At 66.7% G+C, this 19,968-nt stretch carries 13 protein-coding genes; 6 read left to right on the forward strand and 7 right to left on the reverse strand.

What is annotated here, in order from left to right:
• Both ASE59_RS08740 and ASE59_RS08745 read left to right on the forward strand, forming a co-directional pair.
• The coding region (locus tag ASE59_RS08740) for a hypothetical protein (RefSeq protein WP_162235284.1) at positions 1 to 2,141 on the forward strand (2,141 nt) is incomplete at its 5' end.
• Positions 2,138 to 4,060, forward strand: coding sequence for an alpha-L-fucosidase (locus ASE59_RS08745; RefSeq protein ID WP_056455182.1), 1,923 nt, complete (start codon positions 2,138 to 2,140; stop codon positions 4,058 to 4,060). The genes ASE59_RS08740 and ASE59_RS08745, both read left to right, overlap by 4 nt.
• Before the next feature lie 163 nt (positions 4,061 to 4,223).
• Here the strand turns inward: ASE59_RS08745 and galA are convergent, their stop codons facing one another.
• Positions 4,224 to 7,121 carry a beta-galactosidase GalA gene (gene galA / locus ASE59_RS08750; protein WP_156359983.1) on the reverse strand — a complete coding sequence of 966 codons (2,898 nt, stop codon included), beginning with the start codon at positions 7,119 to 7,121 and terminating at the stop codon, positions 4,224 to 4,226.
• A 22-nt stretch (positions 7,122 to 7,143) separates the two neighbouring features.
• The gene (locus ASE59_RS08755) at positions 7,144 to 7,887 is read right to left on the reverse strand and encodes a copper homeostasis protein CutC (RefSeq protein WP_056455184.1); all 744 of its coding nucleotides are present in this window, start codon (positions 7,885 to 7,887) and stop codon (positions 7,144 to 7,146) included.
• Between the two features lie 380 nt (positions 7,888 to 8,267).
• Between ASE59_RS08755 and rplJ the strand changes: the two genes are divergently transcribed.
• The 3 genes from rplJ to ASE59_RS08770 all read left to right on the forward strand — a co-directional run bounded on the left by rplJ (position 8,268) and on the right by ASE59_RS08770 (position 10,553).
• Complete coding sequence (gene rplJ / locus ASE59_RS08760) at positions 8,268 to 8,783, forward strand: 50S ribosomal protein L10 (protein WP_055761025.1); 516 nt, start codon at positions 8,268 to 8,270, stop codon at positions 8,781 to 8,783.
• Positions 8,784 to 8,831: 48 nt separating this feature from the next.
• Positions 8,832 to 9,209: a 50S ribosomal protein L7/L12 gene (gene rplL / locus ASE59_RS08765; RefSeq protein ID WP_056455186.1), complete on the forward strand. Its 378-nt coding sequence runs from the start codon at positions 8,832 to 8,834 to the stop codon at positions 9,207 to 9,209.
• Positions 9,210 to 9,458: 249 nt separating this feature from the next.
• Positions 9,459 to 10,553, forward strand: a complete 1,095-nt coding sequence (locus ASE59_RS08770) for a TonB family protein (protein WP_056455188.1) — start codon at positions 9,459 to 9,461, stop codon at positions 10,551 to 10,553.
• Positions 10,554 to 10,588: 35 nt separating this feature from the next.
• Here the strand turns inward: ASE59_RS08770 and ASE59_RS08775 are convergent, their stop codons facing one another.
• The 5 genes from ASE59_RS08775 to ASE59_RS19620 all read right to left on the reverse strand — a co-directional run bounded on the left by ASE59_RS08775 (position 10,589) and on the right by ASE59_RS19620 (position 15,414).
• Complete coding sequence (locus ASE59_RS08775) at positions 10,589 to 12,001, reverse strand: M16 family metallopeptidase (RefSeq protein ID WP_056455190.1); 1,413 nt, start codon at positions 11,999 to 12,001, stop codon at positions 10,589 to 10,591.
• Position 12,002: 1 nt separating this feature from the next.
• Positions 12,003 to 13,409, reverse strand: coding sequence for a M16 family metallopeptidase (locus ASE59_RS08780; RefSeq protein WP_056455192.1), 1,407 nt, complete (start codon positions 13,407 to 13,409; stop codon positions 12,003 to 12,005).
• A gap of 22 nt (positions 13,410 to 13,431) precedes the next feature.
• Entirely contained in the window at positions 13,432 to 13,662 is a 231-nt protein-coding gene (locus tag ASE59_RS08785; RefSeq protein WP_056455194.1) for a helix-turn-helix domain-containing protein, read from the reverse strand.
• Positions 13,662 to 14,183, reverse strand: coding sequence for a DUF2975 domain-containing protein (locus tag ASE59_RS08790; RefSeq protein WP_056455196.1), 522 nt, complete (start codon positions 14,181 to 14,183; stop codon positions 13,662 to 13,664). Before ASE59_RS08790 ends, ASE59_RS08785 begins: the two co-directional genes overlap by 1 nt.
• 73 nt (positions 14,184 to 14,256) lie before the next feature.
• Positions 14,257 to 15,414 (reverse strand): hypothetical protein, encoded by a 1,158-nt coding sequence (locus ASE59_RS19620; RefSeq protein ID WP_156359971.1) that lies wholly within the window; start codon positions 15,412 to 15,414, stop codon positions 14,257 to 14,259.
• Between the two features lie 325 nt (positions 15,415 to 15,739).
• On the opposite strand from ASE59_RS19620, the gene rpoB reads away from it, so the two are divergent.
• The gene (gene rpoB / locus ASE59_RS08805; RefSeq protein ID WP_056455322.1) at positions 15,740 to 19,885 is read left to right on the forward strand and encodes a DNA-directed RNA polymerase subunit beta; all 4,146 of its coding nucleotides are present in this window, start codon (positions 15,740 to 15,742) and stop codon (positions 19,883 to 19,885) included.
• The last annotated feature ends 83 nt before the right edge of the window (positions 19,886 to 19,968 follow it).

Here is a 19,968-nt window from a genome sequence, read left to right on the forward strand (position 1 = left end):
CCCCAGCCCCTCCCTTCCAGGGAGGGGAGCGGTTTGACCCTCACCCGTCTGAAGGTCAAACTAGCCCCGAAGCCTTCGCCATCACCACCAGCCGCAGCGCAATCACCATCCGCGCCGCCACCACCCGCGCGCGCCTCTACGCCGCCGGCTACCTGCTCCGCCACCTCGACAACCTCATCCTGACCGCCCCGACCCATGTCGCCGAAGCCCCGGCCATGCCGATCCGCGGCACGCAGATCGGCTACCGGCCCAAGAACAACAGCTACGACGCATGGACCGTGCCCATGCTCACCCGCCGGATCGAGGATTTCGCGCTGCTCGGCGGCAACCGCATCCAGTTCGTCGCCCCCGTGTCCGACGATGCCGTCACCTCGCCGCTCTCGCCGCTGCCCGCCACCGAAACGCTCGTCGCGCTCAGTGCCGCCACCCACCGTCTTGGCCTAGACGTCGCGCTCTTCTACCCGTTGCTGCGCGATTACGCGAAACCGGGCAGCGCCGACGCAGAAGTCGCCGACTTCACCACCCTCGCCGCCAAGCTCCCCGCACTCGACGCGCTCTACATCCCGGGCGGCGATCCCGGTCACACCGCCCCCGACCGGCTGTTCCCCGTCGCCGAACGCATCGCCACCGCGCTCCGCCAGCGTTTCGCCAAGGCCGAAGTCCTGCTGTCGACACAGGGGTTCGACGCCGCCGGCCTGAACGCCTTCCACGTGCAACTCGGCAAGAACCCGCGCTGGCTTACCGCGATCTTCGTCGGCCCGCAGACCCGCGACAGCATCGCCCAGCATCGCCGCCGCATCGCCGGACGATACCCGATCGAGACCTATCCCGACACCGCGCATACCATGCACGCGCAATTCCCGATCGCCGACTGGCACCCGGCCTTCGCCCTCACCGAGGGTCGCGAGCCGGTCAATCCGCGCCCCGCCGCGACGACACGCATCTTCGCCTATCTCGCGCCCGGCACCCGCGGCTTCGTGACCTATAGCGAAGGCGTCAATGACGACTGGAACGTGACCCAGTGGTTCCGCCTCGGCTGGAACCCGGCCACGACCGCCGACGCCGTCGCCGCCGACTATGCGCGGATGTTCGTCGGCGACATGGCGTTCGCCGCCATACCGCATGCGCTGGAGACGAACTGGAACGGCGACCCATCGGCCAATGCCGGGATCGACGCCACCGCCCGGCTGGTCGCCGACCTGCGCCCCCCGCCATGGGCCGATTGGCGCATCGACCTCTATCGCTACCGCGCCACCTACGACGCGCTGGTCCGCCACCGCCTGATCGCCGCAAAGGCGAACGAAGGCGAGGCCCGCTGGACGCTGCGACAGGCCCCCGCGATCGGCGCGCAGGCCACGGTCGCCGCCGCCCGCTTCGCCTATGCCCGCCCCGAACCGGCGATCGTCGCGCCGCTGCGTGGCGAGCTGACCGCCATCGCCGACCGGCTGTGGGACCGCGCGCGGATGCAATTGTCGGTGCCGCGCCATGGGGCCTCCCACTGGGAACGCGGTGCCAATCTCGACCGCGCCGATATCGAACTGAACGACCGCAAAGTCGTCGAGGCGGAGATGGCCGAGGCGCTGACCCATCCCGACGCCGCCGCCCGCCTCGCCGAAATCGGCGACCCATGGCGCAGCCGCGATATGGCGCTCTACGACGATCTCGGCGATCCGACCGCCGAACCGCATCTGGTGCGTGGGGCCGGCTTCGACGCCGATCCGCAGTCGCTCTCCAGCGCGATCGACGGCGTCGCCGACCATGTCCCCGATCAGGGCTGGCGTATGGCCGATCTGAGCTATGCCGAGGGGCTGTACGAAACCCCGGTCCGCCTGTCCTATACCGGGCTGGAGCGGAACCGCCGCTATCGCCTGATCGCGCGCTGGGCCGGGGAAGACTATGCCCTGCCGATGCGGCTGACCGGCGACGGTGTCGAACTCCACGACTTCCGCGCGCGCAACGGCGATCGCGAGACCGTCGAAACCGCCATCCCGCAAAGCCTCACCGCCGATGGCGCGCTGACCCTCGAATGGCATCGCCCGTCCGGCATCGGCGGCGGCGGGCGCGGTCATCAGATCGCACAGACGTGGCTGATCCCCGAACCCCTTTCTCCCGACCTCGAATCCACCGGAGCAGAGCAATGAAGTTTTCCCGTCGCAGCCTGATGGGCAGCAGCCTGATCGCCGGCGCCGCCGCCTGCACGCCGCGCGTTGCCCCGGTCACGACCGTCGCGGCCGGTGGCGGCGGCAACCGCGTTCTGCCGCCGGCCTGGGGTGCGACGCCGTCGCTACGCCAGCTCAAATGGCATGACCGCCGCCAATACGGCTTCATCCATTTCTCGATCAACACCTTCACCGACAAGGAATGGGGCTATGGCGACGAAGACCCCGCCTTGTTCAACCCGACCGATTTCGATCCCGATCAGATCGTTGCCGCGGCCAAGGCAGGCGAACTCACTGGCCTGATCCTGACCGCCAAGCATCATGACGGTTTCTGCCTGTGGCCGACGATGCTGACCGAACATTGCATCCGCAATTCGCCCTATAAACAGGGGAAAGGCGATATCGTCGGAGAACTGGAGGCGGCGTGCCGGCGCGGCGGGATCAACTTCGGCGTGTATCTGTCCCCCTGGGACCGTAATCGCGCCGATTACGGCACGCCCAGCTACATCACCTATTACCGCGCCCAACTAACCGAATTGTGCACCCGCTATGGCGAGCTGTTCGAAGTGTGGTTCGATGGCGCGAACGGCGGCGACGGCTATTATGGTGGCGCGCGCGAGACGCGAAAAATCAATGCGGTTGAGTACTATAACTGGCCGTCGATCGTGAAGCTGGTCCACGACCTGCAACCCGACGCCTGCACCTTCGACCCGCTGGGTGCCGATATCCGCTGGGTCGGGAACGAAGACGGCCATGCCGCCGACCCCTGCTGGCCGACCATGCCCAACGAACCCTATGACCAGGCGAAAGGCAACACCGGCGTCCGCGGCGCCGAACTCTGGTGGCCGGCGGAAACCAACGTCTCGATCCGACCGGGCTGGTTCTACCATGCCGATGAGGATGCGAAGGTCAAACTACCCAGCAAGATCATGGAGATGTACGACGATTCGATCGGTCACGGTACGACCTTCCACCTCAATCTTCCCCCCGACCGCCGCGGCCGTATCCACGACCGCGACGTCGCCAGCCTGACCGCCTTCGGCGACGCGCTACGTGCAACCTTTGCCAACAACCAGGCCGATGGCGCGGTCGCGACCGCCAGCGCCGACCTGACCGGCGCATCGGCGAAATTCGTCAATGACGGCCGCCTCGACACCTTCTGGCTCGCTCCTCCGGAGACGAAGGACGCCAGCATCGTCCTCGACCTGCCGCCCGGCCGCAGCTTCGACACGGTGCGGTTGCAAGAATGGCTGCCGCTGGGCCTGCGCGTCACCCGCTTCGCGATCGACGTGTCGGACGGCGGCGACCAGTGGACGACCGTCGCGGAGAAGGACATGGTCGGCCCGCAGCGTCTCGTCCGTTTGCCCGCACCGATCAGCCCCCGCCGCGTGCGGTTCCGCACCGTCGCCGCCGAAGCCGGCCCGGCACTCCGCGAATTTGCGTTGTTCCGCTCGGTCGCCCCGGTCGATCTGCCGCCGCTGAAGGTCACCGACGCCAGCATCGTCGACCGTGCGGGCTGGAAGGTCACCGCCGCCAGCGCGCCCGGTGGCGAAGCGATCCTCGACGACAGTCCGCGCACCGCATGGACCAGCCCCGCGCCTGCGTCGCTGACGATCGACATGGGCCGCAACGAGACACTGGCCGGCTTCACCCTGACCCCGACCCGCCATGTCGATCCGCAAGCCGCGCCGCCGATGAAATATCGCGTCGAAACCAGCGTCGACGGCAGGACGTGGACGCCGGGCGGCGAAGGCGAGTTCCAGAACATCAACTACGCCCGCGCGACCCAGCGACTGCCCTTCCCGAAGGCACGACCGGCCCGCTACCTTCGCTTCGCCTTCCCGCAACCAGCCGTGCCGGCACCGGCAATCGCCGTCGCGGAAATCGGCGCGTTCCGGTGAGGTAGAGCCCGTACTTTCCCCGTTCGGTTCGAGCAGCTTCGAGTGAAGTCGAGAAGCGTCCGTCGAGAACGCCCCGTTTGGGGCACCCCCTTCTCGACTGCGGTTCTCGACAGGCTCGAACCTCCGCTCGAAGCGAACGGAAGGGGATAAGTCGGCCAGCCGCCTACCCCTTCGGCGCGACCCGCACCGTCCCGTTGAACCCCGACCGCGTGTTCGGCTGCGCCTCGACGATCACCGCGATCGTCTTGGCCCCAGGCGGGATCGGCGCGACCAGCGGCGCGGCGGCAAAATCGGTCTTGGTCGCGACCTGCCTGCCATCGACATGGACGATCGCCCGGCCATCGATCCGGGCAAAGGTGATGTTGCCCCCATCGGCCACCACCCGCCGCCGGACCGGCAGCGTGGCGCGATACAGGCGGAACGACGCGCCCGCCTCCGGCCCCGTCGTGTTGCCGCTGCGCGTGAAATCCCAGCTGTTATTGTCGTTGGTCGGCGGCATCAGCCCCGGATCGGGCGCGGTCGCGAACGACGGCGAACGCCGCCACTGCAGGATGAAGGCACCCGGCGGCGTCACCGCGACCTGCGCGCGCGGGGTCGCCGCGACCCGGTCGATCACCAGCCGCGCCGGCCGCAGCCCGTCGGCGCTCGCAACGACCGTCACCTTGCCGCGTCCCTCACCAGCCTGCACCAGCATTTGCGCCAGACCGTTGAACAGCGACCGCTCGGGCTCCTTCTCGCTCTCATGGCTGTTGGGATCGCCATTGCCGACACCGATCAGCGTCGCGCCGTCGATCTTGAAGCGGGTCATGCGGTTCTCGGTCGGCACATGCCGCCCCTTCGCGTCGATCGCGTCGATCGTGATCGGGACCACGTCCTCGGCATCGCCAAGTATTTGACGGCGCGCCGGGGTCAGGCGCAGTGCGACCGCCCTGCCTGCGGTTTCGTGTACCGCCCGCGCGACCTCGCGTCCGCCGTTCAGCGCTACCGCCTCCAGCTTGCCGGGTGCGTAGGGCACGGTGAAGCTGTTGCCCATGATCCGGTCGACCGCCTGTTCGCCGATCATCCGTCCGTTCAGCACCACGCGCACCCGTTCGGCATTGCTGGTGACCAGCAGCGCGATCGACTGCCCTTCCTTGCCCGGCCACGTCCAGTGCGGGGCGACGCCGACGACCGGCTGATCGTCGATCCAATGCGCGCGGTGGATGTCGTAGGCGGTCTTTGGAAACCCGCACAGGTCGAGGATGCCGAAGAAGCTGGCGATGGTCGGCCAGGTGAACGGCGTCGGCTCGCCATGATAATCGAACCCGGTCCACACGAACCCGCCGGCGACGAAGCGACGCTTGGCAATCTCTGCCCAGGCGTTGCGATGGGTTGCGCCCCATGGTGCAGCCTCGTCGTCCATCGACGACATGACATGGGCGGCCTTGTCGGTGGTGTACGCTCCGCGCGTCATGAACGCGCTGGTGTCTTCGGACGACGTGCTGGGCTTGACCGGGTTCAGCGCGTGGAACTTGTCATATTCTCGCTGATAATAGTTGAACCCCATGACATCGACGACGCTCGACACGTTCTTGGGGTCGTAGAACGATCCGTTCATCGCCGCCGTCACCGGCCGGCTGTCGTCGAGCGCATGGACATGGGCGGCCATCCGCCGCACCATTTCGACGCCTGCTTCGGTTCCCTGCATCGGTTCTTCGTTGAAAACCGACCACAGGATGATGCTGGGGTGATTGCGATGCGCCCGGACAAGCCATTCCAGCTGGGCCATATTCTCGGGCGCCGGATTGAATATCCGGTTCTCGTCCATCAAGACGAACCCCATCCGATCACACAGCTGATAGAATTCGGGTGCCTGCGCGTTGTGCGAACAGCGGATGGCGTTGACGCCGGTATCCTTCATCCGCTGCAACCGCCATTCCAGCAACGCATCGGGCACCGCCACGCCGACCCCGGCATGGTCCTGATGCAGGCACACGCCCTTCAGTTTGACGTGCTTGTCGTTCAGGAAGAACCCCTGTTCGGCGTCGAAGCGGATCGTGCGGAAACCGATCGGGATACGGCGTTCGTCGCCTCCGCCCGGCGCGTCGGTTGTTACGCGCACAGTGTAGAGCGTCGGCGTTTCGATCGACCAGCGCTGCGGTTTATCGACCGGTAGCGACAGGGCGACTTCTCCCTCAGCCAGCGGTTGCAACTGAGCTTGTCCGCGAGCGCTCGTGACGACCTTTCCGGCCGGGTCGAGCAGGTCGACCAGCACGTTGGCGGTTGCCGCCTCGCGGGCGATGCTGTTCAACGTGACGGTGACCGGCACGCTCCAGCGGCCGTCGCTGCCAAGGCGCGGATCGCAATGTACGCCATAGGTCGCGATCGACACCGGCGGACGTTTCGACAGCCAGACATGGCGGTACAGGCCCGCGCCTTCGTACCACCAGCCTTCCATGGCGTTGGCGTCGACCCGAATGGCGATGACGTTCAATTCGTCGCCGAAGCGCGCGAAGGGCGTCATGTCGATATCGATCGCGTTATAGCCCGAGAAGTTGCGCGCGACGATGCTGCCGTTGATCCAGATCGTGGCGGCCGTCGCGATCGCGCCGAAATGCAGTTCGAGCCTTTTGCCGCGATCCGCGGGGTCAAGCCGCAGCGTCCGCCGATACCAGCCGATCCCGCGCGGGCGATAGCCCTGTGCCACGTTCGCGGTCTCGACGAACCCCTGCGCCGATGCCCAGTCGTGCGGCAACGTTACGTCGGTCCAGTCGCTGTCGTCATAATCCATCGCCGCCGCGCCGCGCGCATTGCCGGCCTTGGCATTACTGTACGTATCGTCATGAGTGACCGGCGCGGGCGGCGTGATATCGCCCTCGTGAAACAGCCAGCCGCGCGCCAGCAGCGTCCGCGACGGGTCCTCGACGGGCAACCGTTCGAACAGACCGTCGCGCGGGGCAAGGCCGTGGAGCAACCCGCTCGGCTCGGTCCCGCGCGGCGCTGCCATCGCCCGCACCGGCAGCGTCGCTGCGGCCAGCGATCCGGCAGTTCCGGTCAGCAGGGCGCGCCGGCCCAGCGGCATGAAGTTCATCCGATCTCTCCCCTTATGCGTCGATCGCGGCGCGCAGCGCGCGCACGACCATCGTATCCGTCCGCGCCAGTCCCGGACCGGCAAAACCCAGCGCCTGGACCAGCGCATCGTCCTGCGGCACGGCGATCCCGGCCGAGGCATGGACTTCGCGGGCACCGGTCGTCGTCAGCAGAGCCGCGACATTGTCCGGCCGCACGCCCGATCCCGGCATCACCACGATCCGCCCCGCCGCCACGCGCGTCATCGCCGCGATCACGCCGCTGCTATCGACCGCACGCACCGCCCCGCCCGAGGTCAGGATGCGGGCAAAGCCGTGCTCGACCGCTGGTTCGATCGCCGCGACCGGATCAGGCAGCAGGTCGACCGCGCGGTGCAGCGTCAGGTCGATGTCGCCGCGCACCGCACGGACGGCCGCGACCCATTCCCGGGTGACCGCTTCGTCGATCGCACCGCCGCGCACCGCGCCGAACACCAACCCGTCGACACCGGCGGCGACCAGCGCCTGCGCATCGGCGACCGCCGTCGCGACCTCGCTCGGCGAATAGGTGAAGTCGCCTGCACGTGGCCGGACCATCGCATGGATCCGGACCCCGGCCGCCCGCGCCCGCGCGACGATCAGTGCGGCAAGCCCCGGCGACGGCGTCAGTCCGCCCACCGACAGCGCCCCGCACAGTTCGATCCGGTCCGCGCCACCGGCAATGGCGGCATCGAATCCCGCCACACTGTCGATACAGATTTCCAGTGTCGTCCGCACCATGCGACCCCCGTCGGTTTATCAGACTAATGAAGCGTCGCCGCCGAAGGTCAAGCCGCTTCCCATGCTTGACTCCGGCGGCCGTCCGGCATAAGCGCGCGGCCAAGCGTCGTGGCTGGATTCGTCCATGTCCGACGTCCGTCCGAGACAGCAGGTGCGGGTTCCCCGCTTAATGTCCTGCCGAGGCGGGGAATGCGTTATATCGCCGGGCGCAGCTTTCGCCACGCCGGGCCAGCCATGGGAAATCCGCGCGACTGCCCGGTCCCTTCGCATGGCGACCATGCCCCTTCACGGACTGTCGCCCCGTTCGTTGCAACCGCGGCGGGCGGATTGTACGCGGGCGTTTTCCGGCATCGGGAACCGCCCCAGTTAAGGAGAACGGCATGGATCGCACTCAGAAGAGTGAAGCCGTCGCCGAGCTGAACCGCACCTTCAACGAGGTCGGCGTGGTGGTCGTCACCCGCAACCTCGGCATGACCGTCGCACAGTCGACGGGCCTGCGTAACAAGATGCGTGACGCCGGCGCGAGCTACAAGGTCTCGAAGAACCGTCTTGCCCGGATCGCAGCCGAAGGCACGCCGTACGCGGTGATCGCCGACCTGCTGACCGGCCCGACGGCGCTGGCGACGTCGACCGACCCCGTTGCCGCGGCACGGGTCATCAACGACTTCGCCAAGACGAACGACAAGATCGAGATCGTCGGTGGCGCGATGGGCGGTCAGCTCCTCGATGCGGAAGGTATCAAGGCACTCGCCTCGCTGCCGTCGCTCGACGAACTGCGCGCCAAGATCGTCGGCCTCATCGTTGCCCCGGCAACGAAGCTGGCGACCATCACCCAGGCTCCCGCGGCACAGATCGCCCGGGTCCTGTCGGCATATGCGGAGAAGGACGCGGCCTGATCGGCGGCTTCCGACCAATTTACCCCTATCTGATTTACGGAGAATATCATGGCTGACCTGAACGCGATCGTCGAACAGCTGAGCGAACTGACCGTCCTCGAAGCGGCTGAACTGTCGAAGCTGCTCGAAGAAAAGTGGGGCGTTTCGGCCGCTGCTGCCGTTGCTGCCGCTCCGGCCGCTGGCGGTGGCGCCGCTGCCCCGGCTGCTGAAGAGCAGACCGAATTCGACGTCATCCTGACCGGCGACGGCGGCAAGAAGATCAACGTCATCAAGGAAGTCCGCGCCATCACCGGTCTCGGCCTGACCGAAGCCAAGGCGCTGGTCGAAGGCGCTCCGAAGGCCGTCAAGGAAGGCGTGAACAAGGACGAAGCCGCCAAGATCAAGGCGCAGCTCGAAGGCGCCGGCGCAACCGTCGAAGTCAAGTAAGCCGCAGACGGGACAGCGGAGCCAAGGCTCCGCTATCTCCGTTAAGGCCGGCCGGCGGGCCGAACGGCCCGACCGACAGGATCGAATTCACTTCGATCCCGGCTTACACGGTAAGGAAAAGGGGCGGCCCCGAACGGGGACCGCCCCTTTTTTCGTTTCCGCCCTCGCCACTGGATGCCCCCCGCGCCATCCGGTAACCCGAAGCCGCGACGACTTGCGCAGGTCATAAAACGCCCGCATCCTCGCTGCATGGCAATCGCTTCGCTCGCGCTGTTCCTGACGGCAGCCACCACTTCGGTCGTACCGCCGCCGCCCCAGCAACGTCTGGCCCAATGGGAGGCCGGCCCGGTCCGATGCGGCGGTACCGTCATCGATCCGGTACGACTGGTCCGGTCGCGCCCCGAGCTGGCATGGGCCGAAGTGCCGCTGAAGATGACCACCTTACGCTTCCGCATCGATGCGAGCGGCCGGCCGCTGTCGATCAAGCGGGAGGGCGGCGGCGATTATATTCCGTTCGGCAGCGATCTCATCCCCGCCTTCGCCGCATCGCAGTTCGCGTCCGGCAGTCCGCGAAACGACTGCGCGATCGACTTCACGATCGAGCTGGCTCCACTCGCGATGGCCGACCGGACCGACCTGATGACTTATTCGCTAGACCAAAGCAGTGGCCAGTTGCCCCCCGAAGGCTGGGATCGGATCACGCCACCCGATACGGATTGTCGGCGTCGGCCGCATCCGGCGGAACTGCTGCGCGCCTATCCGGATTTCGAAAAGCTTCCCGGCACGCCGGGCGAGCGGCAATGGTCGATGACCGGCTACGACCTCGACAAAAAGGGTCGCCCGATCAATGTGCAAACCGTTGCCGGTACCGGCGACGCAGCACTGGATGCGGCATCGCGCAAGGCCGTCGCGAAATCGCGATTCGTCGCAGGTGCGCGTACCGGCTGCATGTACCCCTATTGGCGTGGCCCGCTCCGGATCGCAGCGCCACCCGCTCCATCGGAAGATTCGTTCGGTCCGACGCCGCACTGCCCGGCCGCACCATGGGTCCAGCAACCGCGGATGAACTACCCGCAGCCGTGGAACCGCCGTTCGATCGAAGGATGGGCGGTCGTCCAGTTCGATGTCGCCCCGTGGGGCGAAGTCGGCAACACGCGCGTGCTGGCAAGCGAGCCGGCCGAGGATTTCGGTCGGGAAGCGATGCAGGTGGTCCGCACCGCGCGTCGCGCACCGTCGACGACCGGTGCCAGTGGCTGCATCGAACGGGTCCGCTTTGCGATCCGACCGCCCGAGGCAGCGGCGAGTGCTGACGTGCCGCCGCCACCCCCGGTCGTCACCCGGTAACGCCGGGGCGGGTCGCACCGCCCCGGCATCCCGGTTCAGGGAACCGTCACCGTCTGCACCGGCACGCCCTTCAACTCGGGCAGCGCGTCGAGTTGCGGCTTCACCTTGGCGAGATCGCCGACCACGACGAGCGTGAACTTGTCGAGGGGCAGGCTGTCCCTGATCGCGCTGCTGAACTGCGCGTCGGTGACCGCCATCGTCGCCGGAACGTAGCGGTCGAGCCAGTCGGCCGGGAGGCCGAGCGCGTCGCGGGTCGCGAGCTGTCCGATCAGCGATGCGCTGTCCGAGTTACGTAGTACGAACAGCCCGGCATTGTAGCTGCGCATGCCCGCCGCCTCGACATCGGTCGGCGGGGTCGATTGCAACGTGCGGATTTCGTGAAACACTTCCTTCAGCGACGGTCCGGTCACCGCCGTCGTCACGTCGGCATCGAAGGTCCAGCGGGCGTCGCCGGGGCGCTGGCCGATTCCCGATCCCGGTGAATAGGTGTAGCCCTTGTCCTCGCGAATGTTGCGCGTGATCCGCGACGAAAAACTGCCGCCGAGCAGTGCATTGGCGACGCGCATCGGAATGTCGCCGTCGCTGCCGGCCAGCGGCGACGACCAATCGAGCCGGATCGTCGATTGCGGTGCGCCCGGCCGATCGACCAGCACAACGCGTGGGCCCGGCGTCGCGGTCGGGACCAGCGACAGACGCGCCGGTCCCTTCTGCCAGTCACCGAACGCCTGCTGCACCGCCGCCTTTACCTGCGCCGGATCGAAGCGTCCCGCGACATAGAGGCGTGCGCGTTGGGCACCGAAATTGGTGGCGTAGAAGCGCTTCACCTGATCGAGCGTGTAGCCGTTCAGCTGCGCCGGCGTCGGCAGGATACGGCCATAGGGATGGTCGCCGTACGTCGCGCGGGCCAGCGCATAGTCGGCGAGCATCCCCGGCTGTGCCAGCGACTGGGTCAGCGATCGGGCGCTGTTCGCCTTGACGCGATCGAACTCGCCCGCCGGAAAGGTCGGACGGCGGGCAACATCGCCGATCAGTGCGACCGCCTGCGGTGCGAATTCGCTGAGGCCGCTCATGCTGATCGACGTGCCCGTATAACCGACCCGCACGCCCAGATTGCCGCCCATGCCGGCGGCAGCAGTGGCGAGCGCGGAGGAATCGCGGCTGCCCGCCCCTTCCTTCAGCATGCTGCCGGTAAGATCGGCGAGCGACGGATCGCGGCCTTCCTCCAGGTTGCCGGCATAGACCTGCAACACGATCGTGACCTTGGGCGCATTGCCATAGGGGATCAGCGTCACGCCCATGCCGTTGGGCAGCGTGTAGGTTTCGGAGGCCGGCACGCTGAACGGCTTGGGCGCGCCGATCTCGGGCGCGGGCAGGGCCGGCGGCTGGGTCTGCGCGGCGAGCGGCGTGGCGACCAGCGCGAGACCGGCGAGAAGGATCGAACGGCGCATCTCACTTGGCTCCCTGGGCTGCGGCATTGCCGGGCACGATGGTGTAGATCGAGCGATTGGTCGGGCGGAGATATTCCTGCGCGGTCTTCCGGATCAGCGCGGGGGTCACCTTGGCGAAACCCGCTTCGATCCGGTTCACCGCCTGCGGATCATTGTCGAAGAGCGCATAGACGGCGAGCAGATCGATCAATCCGGTCCGCATGCCACCGTCGACCGACGAATAGAGGTCGGAGCGCAGCTTGGTCCGTGCCCGGTCGAGCTCGGCTGCGGTCACCGGCGTCGTGCGGAGCTGTTCGACGACCCCGTCGACCGCCTGCCGGATCTGCGCGTCGGTGAATTTGGGATCGTGGGTGAAGTTGAACGCCCACAGCATCGGGCCGTTATAATTGTACATGTTGCCCAGATAGGCGTTGATGCCGCCCGACAGGTCGCCGGTGATGCCGGTTTCCGCCACCAGCTTACGCGACAGGCGGCTGTCGTCGCCCTGCACCAGCATCTGGTCGATCAGGCCCATCGCATACCATTCGGGTGTGCCGCGCGGCGGCATGTGATAGCCCGCCGCCCAGCCGGGCTTGGGCGCCAGCGCATCGACGCGGCTGCGGGTCTTTTCCACCGTCTGGCGCGGTTCGGTCAGGTCGGGCAGCTTGACCGGCGGCCCCTTTTGCAGCGGACCGAAATATTTGCGGACCATCGCCTCGGCCTGGGCATAGTCGATGTCGCCCGCCACCACGAGCACCGCATTGTTCGAACGATAGAATTCCGACTGGAACTGCTTCGCATCGGCGACGGTCGCCGCCTCGATCTCCTTCAGGTCGCCGTAGAAATTATGGCTGTTGTACCAGTTGGTGTTGGCCAGCATCGGCAGGTCGATCCACGGCCACGTGCCATAGGGCTGGTTGAGGACGTTGACCTTCACCTCGTTGCCGACCACGCCCTGCTGGTTCTTGAGCACCGTGTCGTTGATGACGGGGCGGGCCATGCGATCGGCCTCTAGCCACAGCATACGCTCCAGCGCGTTCGAGGGCACGATCTCGAAATAATTGGTGAAATCGAACCGGGTCGAGCCGTTCAGCACGCCGCCGGCATTGCTGATGGTGCGGATGAACACGCCCTTCGGCACGTTCTGCGACCCCTGGAACATCAGGTGTTCGAACAGATGGGCAAAGCCGGTGCGCTCGCGCGGTTCGACGCGGAAACCGATGCCGTAATAGACGCCGACGGTGACGGTCGGGGCGAGCGTGTCGCGCGACAGCACCACTTTCAGCCCGTTGGGCAGCGTGAAATAGCGCATGTCGATGGCCAGCTTGGCCGGAGCGGCGGCGGGGCGCGGTTGTGCCGCCGCATTGGTTGCCATCACCGGCAGCACGGCCAGTGCCGCCCCCAGCAACAGCCGCTTCATGATACGCATCGTCGGTCCCCCTTTTTGCAAATCAGTCGTCGGCATCGGTTTCCTCTGCCGTATCGGCATGGACCAGAATGTCGCCGGGCTGGCATTCGAGCACGCGGCAGATCGCATCGAGCGTGGTGAAGCGGATCGCCCGCGCCTTGCCCGTCTTCAGGATCGACAGGTTGGCGAGCGTGATATCGACCGCCTGCGCCAGTTCGGTCAGCGTCATGCGCCGCGCGAGCAATACTTCGTCGAGGCGGACGAGCACCGCCATCAGACCGTCCCCTCCAGATCCTCACGCAACGCCGCGCCCTCGGCAAAGACCCGCGCCAGCACGAACGCGACCAGCACCGACAACCAGCCCCCGATCGAGAAGGACGAACCGTCCAGCCCGACCCCGGTCCCGGCGAAACGCGGCAGGATCACGAACAGCGGAATGTCGAGCAGCTGGATGGCGAGCAGCGCCCAGCCGATCGCGCGCACCCGCCGGGCGTTGGGCGACGCGAACGTCTCCCCCGCCAGCACGGTACGGATCACGGCGGTCAATCGCGAGAAGATGACGTGCGCCGGCACCGCCGCCGCGACGCCCAGCAACAGCAGCGCCCGGATTCCGCCGACCACGCGCTCGACGTCGATACCCGGATATTTCGCGGCGATCCGCGCGGCGAGCATGTCGTGCAGCGGCAGGCTGGCCAGCGCCGCCAGCAGCAGGGCGACCGCAAAGAGGATGTTGAGCGCGAGCAGCAGCCGCAGCACGCCGAGCGTCAGTCGCAATATCCGGTCCCGCCGCCCCATGCCGCCCCCAATTCGATCCCGTCCGGACGCTAAAGCGTATATCGATTATCGCCAAGCGGAATGCCGCGGCAGGTCACGTCCGCCGCACCTGTCCATAGAGCCGGACCTCCAACCGGTCGGTCACCCGGTCGCCGCGATCGGTAAAGATCGGGGCGAGCTTGCCCTGCGGCGCGGTCGGGCCGACCATGAAGGCGGCGGTAGTGCGCGATTCACGGCCGTCTTCCCAGCGATAGCGCGCGTCGATCGCGATCATCGGCACGAAGAACGGGCGGTCCTTGGCAGTCACGATATTCACCGCCACGCGCGGCAGGGTCATCGTCGCTTCGAGGTGACGGCGCTCGCCCGCACCCAGCGCGAACGGGTCCAGCCCGCGCTTGCCATCGTTGGCGAGGAAGGTTGCGATCGCTTCGTCCTGTTCGGCATGGGCGGTCAGCAGCATCGTCGCGATGCGGACCTCGGGCACCGGCGTCTCCGAAGGGTTGCCGACGGTCAGGTCAAAATCGAGCAGGATCCGGTCCCCCTCCATCGCGACACGCAGCGGGGCGAGCTGGAATTCGAGGAACGGTCCCGGGGCCGGTGCGACCGGGGCGGGCGGCGGGACTACCGGTTCGGGTCGCGCGACGGGGCGCGGCGGTGGCGGGGGGGGCACCGGTTCGGGGGGCAGCACCGGGACCGGGGCGACCGGCTCGATGTCTTCGACGACGGCGGCCTGGTTGCGGCGGAGGCGGGTGAAAAGCAGCGCGGCACCGGTGGCGACCACGATCCCGCCGAGGAACCACAGCCACCATGGCAACGCGTCGCCGGTCTGGGCCGGGGCGGCTTCCGGGGTCGAGGTGGGTGCCGGTGCGGCGGCGGGTTCGGGGGTCGCGGTCGGTTCGGGGGTAGGCAGGACCTGCGGGCCGACATAAGTCGCCGCCGGGGCCGGAGCCGGGGCCGGCGCCGCAGCGGCGGTCGGGAGGGCGACGGGCAACGGGGTGGAAGTTGGCGAAGGTGTCACGCGGGGACGTGTCGCGACCGGAGTCGGGGTGGCCGTCGGGCGCGGTGCCGGAGTGACGCGCGGGGTCGGCGTCGGCGTGGGCGTTGCGGTTGGCGTCGAAGTTGGCACCGGGGTCGGCACGACCTGCGGCGTGATGTCGTAGATCGGGATCGATCCACCGGGATTGGCCTGCTGCGCGGCGGCGGGTACGGCGAGACTCGCGACGATCGCCGCGCACGAAAGCTGGAACTTCATGCCCGCCCTCAACCGGGCTTTCGCAGTACCTGTCAGCCCGCCCAGGCCGCCATTGCGACGAAACGAGTTGGTTCCACGCCCAGTCGAAACAACCGCTGGCCCGCGTTGACACACCCCGCCCCCGCTTCTATATCGCAGCCTTGCTTCAGGACCGGGAAAGAATGCGTCGTCGCGCAACGCATTGCATGTATGGGCCTGTCGCCATTCCAGGACGCTCGATCAGCTGCGGCCCATCATGGGTGACGCGGCTTTCGTCGTCCCGATCGCACGCCAGCCCGGTGGCAACCGGGCACGAGATTTGACTGCAAGCGAGGCCCACGACCCCATGGCGACCAAGGCAACCGCAACCGGCACGCACAAGCGCCGCATCCGCAAGGTGTTCGGCGACATCCACGAAGTGGTGCAGATGCCGAACCTGATTGAGGTTCAGCGCGAGAGCTATGAACAGTTCCTGCGCAGCGACCCGTCGATCGGCTATGTCTCCGGCCTGGAAAAGACGCTGCGGTCGGTATTCCCGATCCGCGACTTCGCCGGCACCGCCGAGCTGGACTTCGTCACCTACGAACTGGAAGATCCCAAGTTCGACGTCGAGGAATGCCGTCAGCGCGGCATCACCTATGCGGCGCCGATGCGCGTCACCCTGCGCCTGATCGTGTTCGAGGTCGACGCCGATACCGAGGCGCGGTCGGTCCTCGATATCAAGGAGCAGGACGTGTACATGGGCGACATGCCGCTCATGACCGAGAACGGCACCTTCTTCATCAACGGCACCGAGCGCGTGATCGTGTCGCAGATGCACCGCTCGCCGGGCGTGTTGTTCGACCATGACCGCGGCAAGACCCACGCCAGCGGCAAGTATCTCTTCGCCGCCCGCGTGATCCCGTATCGCGGGTCGTGGCTCGATTTCGAATTCGACGCCAAGGACATCGTCAACGTCCGTATCGACCGCAAGCGCAAGCTGCCGGTGACGTCGCTGCTCTATGCGCTGGGCATGACCGGCGAGGACATCCTCAACCACTTCTACAACCGCGTGACCTTCGTCCGTGGCGAAGGCGGCTGGCGCATTCCGTACGCGCCGGAAAACTGGCGCGGTCAGAAGCCGTCGTTCGACATCGTCGATGCGAACACCGGCGAAGTCGTGTTCCCGGCCGGCACCAAGATTTCGCCGCGTCTGGCGAACAAGGCGGGCAAGGACGGCCTGACCGACCTGCTGATTCCGACCGAGGAAATCTTCGGCCGCTACAGCGCCTATGACCTGATCAACGAGACGACCGGCCAGATCTATATCGAAGCCGGCGACGAAGTGTCGGCCGAGAATCTCGAACTGCTCGACCAGGCTGGGATCGAGCGGATCGAACTGCTCGACATCGACCATGTGTCGACGGGCCCGTGGATCCGCAACACGCTGAACGTCGACAAGGCCGAGGAGCGCGAACAGGCGCTGTCGGACATCTACCGTGTGATGCGCCCCGGCGAACCGCCGACGCTGGAAACCGCCGAATCGCTGTTCGCCGGCCTGTTCTTCGATCCCGAGCGCTACGACCTGTCGGCCGTCGGCCGCGTGAAGCTGAACATGCGCCTCGACCTCGACACGCCGGACACGGTGACCACGCTGCGCAGCGAGGACATCCTCGAAGTCGTCAAGACGCTGGTCAACCTGAAGGACGGCAAGGGCGAAGTCGACGATATCGACAACCTCGGCAACCGTCGTGTCCGTTCGGTCGGCGAGCTGCTGGAGAACCAGTATCGCGTCGGGCTGTTGCGCATGGAGCGTGCGGTCAAGGAGCGCATGTCGTCCGTCGACGTATCGACGGTCATGCCGAACGACCTGATCAACGCGAAGCCGGCCGTCGCTGCCGTTCGCGAATTCTTCGGTTCGTCGCAGCTGTCGCAGTTCATGGACCAGACCAACCCGCTGTCCGAAGTGACGCACAAGCGTCGCGTCTCGGCGCTCGGGCCGGGCGGGCTTACCCGGGAACGTGCGGGCTTCGAAGTCCGCGACGTTCACCCGACGCATTATGGCCGCATCTGCCCGATCGAAACGCCGGAAGGCCCGAACATCGGTCTGATCAACAGCCTCGCGACCTTCAGCCGCGTCAACAAGTATGGCTTCATCGAAACCCCGTACCGTCGCATCATCGACGGCAAGGTGTCGGACGAGGTCGTGTACCTGTCGGCGATGGAAGAGCAGAAGCACACCGTCGCGCAGGCGTCGGCAGCGCTGAACGAGGACGGCAGCTTCGCCGAGGAACTGGTGTCGGCGCGTCAGGCCGGCGAATTCCTGATGGCGCTGCCCGAAAACGTCACGCTGATGGACGTCAGCCCGAAGCAGCTGGTGTCGGTCGCCGCGTCGCTCATTCCGTTCCTGGAAAACGACGACGCCAACCGCGCGCTGATGGGTTCGAACATGCAGCGCCAGGCGGTGCCGCTGGTGAAGGCGGAAGCGCCGTTCGTCGGCACCGGCATGGAAGAAACCGTGGCGCGCGATTCGGGCGCGGCGATCTCAGCCAAGCGTGCCGGCGTGGTCGATCAGGTCGATGCGGCACGTATCGTGATCCGCGCGACCGGCGAGGTCGATGCGACCGAGAGCGGCGTCGACATCTATACGTTGATGAAGTTCCAGCGTTCGAACCAGTCGACCTGCATCAACCAGCGTCCGCTGGTGAAGGTGGGCGACGTGGTCCGTGCCGGCGAAGTCATCGCCGATGGTCCCTCGACCGAATTCGGCGAGCTGGCGCTGGGCCGCAACGCGCTCGTCGCGTTCATGCCGTGGAACGGCTACAACTACGAGGACTCGATCCTCATCAGCGAGCGGATCGTGAAGGACGACGTGTTCACGTCGATCCATATAGACGAGTTCGAAGTGATGGCCCGCGATACGAAGCTCGGGCCGGAAGACATCACCCGCGACATTCCGAACGTGGGTGAAGAGGCACTGCGCAACCTCGACGAGGCGGGCATCGTCTATATCGGTGCCGAGGTCGAACCGGGCGACATCCTCGCCGGCAAGATCACGCCGAAGGGCGAATCGCCGATGACGCCGGAGGAAAAGCTTCTCCGCGCGATCTTCGGTGAAAAGGCCAGCGACGTGCGCGACACCTCGCTCCGCCTGCCGCCGGGCGTGTCGGGTACGGTCGTCGATGTTCGCGTCTTCAACCGTCACGGCATCGACAAGGACGAGCGCGCGATGGCGATCGAGCGCGAGGAGATCGAGCGCCTGAAGAAGGACTCGGACGACGAACGCGGCATCCTGAACCGTGCGACGTGGTCACGCCTGCGCGAGATGCTCGAAGGGCAGACCGCGACGGCCGCGCCCAAGGGCGTGAAGAAGGGCGTGGTCATCGACCGCGACCTGCTCGACAGCGTCGAGAAGCATGAGTGGTGGCGCTTCGCCGTCGCCGACGATGCGGCGCAGGGCAATCTCGAAGCGATCAAGGCGCAGTATGACGAGGCGGTGAAGCGCATCACCGACAAGTTCCACGATCGCCGCGAGAAGCTGGAGCGTGGTGACGAACTGCCGCCGGGCGTGCTCAAGATGGTCAAGGTCTTCGTCGCGGTGAAGCGAAAGCTGCAGCCGGGCGACAAGATGGCCGGCCGTCACGGCAACAAGGGCGTCATCTCGCGCATCCTGCCGCAGGAGGACATGCCGTTCCTTGAAGACGGAACGCCGGTCGACCTCGTGCTGAACCCGCTGGGCGTGCCGTCGCGCATGAACGTCGGGCAGATCTTCGAAACGCACCTTGGCTGGGCGGCGCGCAACCTGGGCATGCAGGTCGCACGGTCGCTGCGCGACTGGCGCGAGGCGAACCCGGATGCGGTCGGCGGCGAAATGCCGGCGGCGGTCAAGGATCGTCTGAAGGAGATCTACGGCGATCACTATGCCGAAGACCTCGACACGCGGTCGAACGAGCAGCTGGCCGAGCTGGTCCAGAACATCAGCACGGGCGTCCCGATGGGCACCCCGGTGTTCGACGGTGCGCGTGAAAGCGACGTGTCGGACATGCTGCAGCTGGCAGGGCTGCACAGCTCGGGTCAGTCGGTGCTGTTCGACGGGCGTACCGGCGACCAGTTCGACCGGATGGTCACCGTCGGCATCATCTACATGCTGAAGCTGCACCACCTGGTCGACGACAAGATTCACGCGCGTTCGATCGGGCCGTACAGCCTCGTTACCCAGCAGCCGCTGGGTGGTAAGGCGCAGTTCGGTGGCCAGCGCTTCGGGGAAATGGAAGTGTGGGCGCTCCAGGCGTACGGCGCCGCCTATACGCTCCAGGAAATGCTGACGGTGAAGTCTGACGACGTGGTCGGCCGCACCAAGGTTTACGAAGCGATCGTCAAGGGCGACGACACCTTCGAGGCCGGCATCCCCGAAAGCTTCAACGTGCTGGTCAAGGAAATGCGCTCGCTGGGCCTCAACATCGAGTTGAGCAGCCTGGAGGAGAATGACGGACTGGCCGAGGCGGCGGAGTAAGCGAACTTCTCCCTCTCCCCACAGCGTGGGGAGAGGGTCGGGGAGAGGGGCAGTCCAGCCCACTACCCTCTCCGCACTTCCCC

Source organism: Sphingomonas sp. Leaf10 (assembly GCF_001421245.1).
In the GTDB taxonomy this organism is placed as follows: domain Bacteria; phylum Pseudomonadota; class Alphaproteobacteria; order Sphingomonadales; family Sphingomonadaceae; genus Sphingomonas.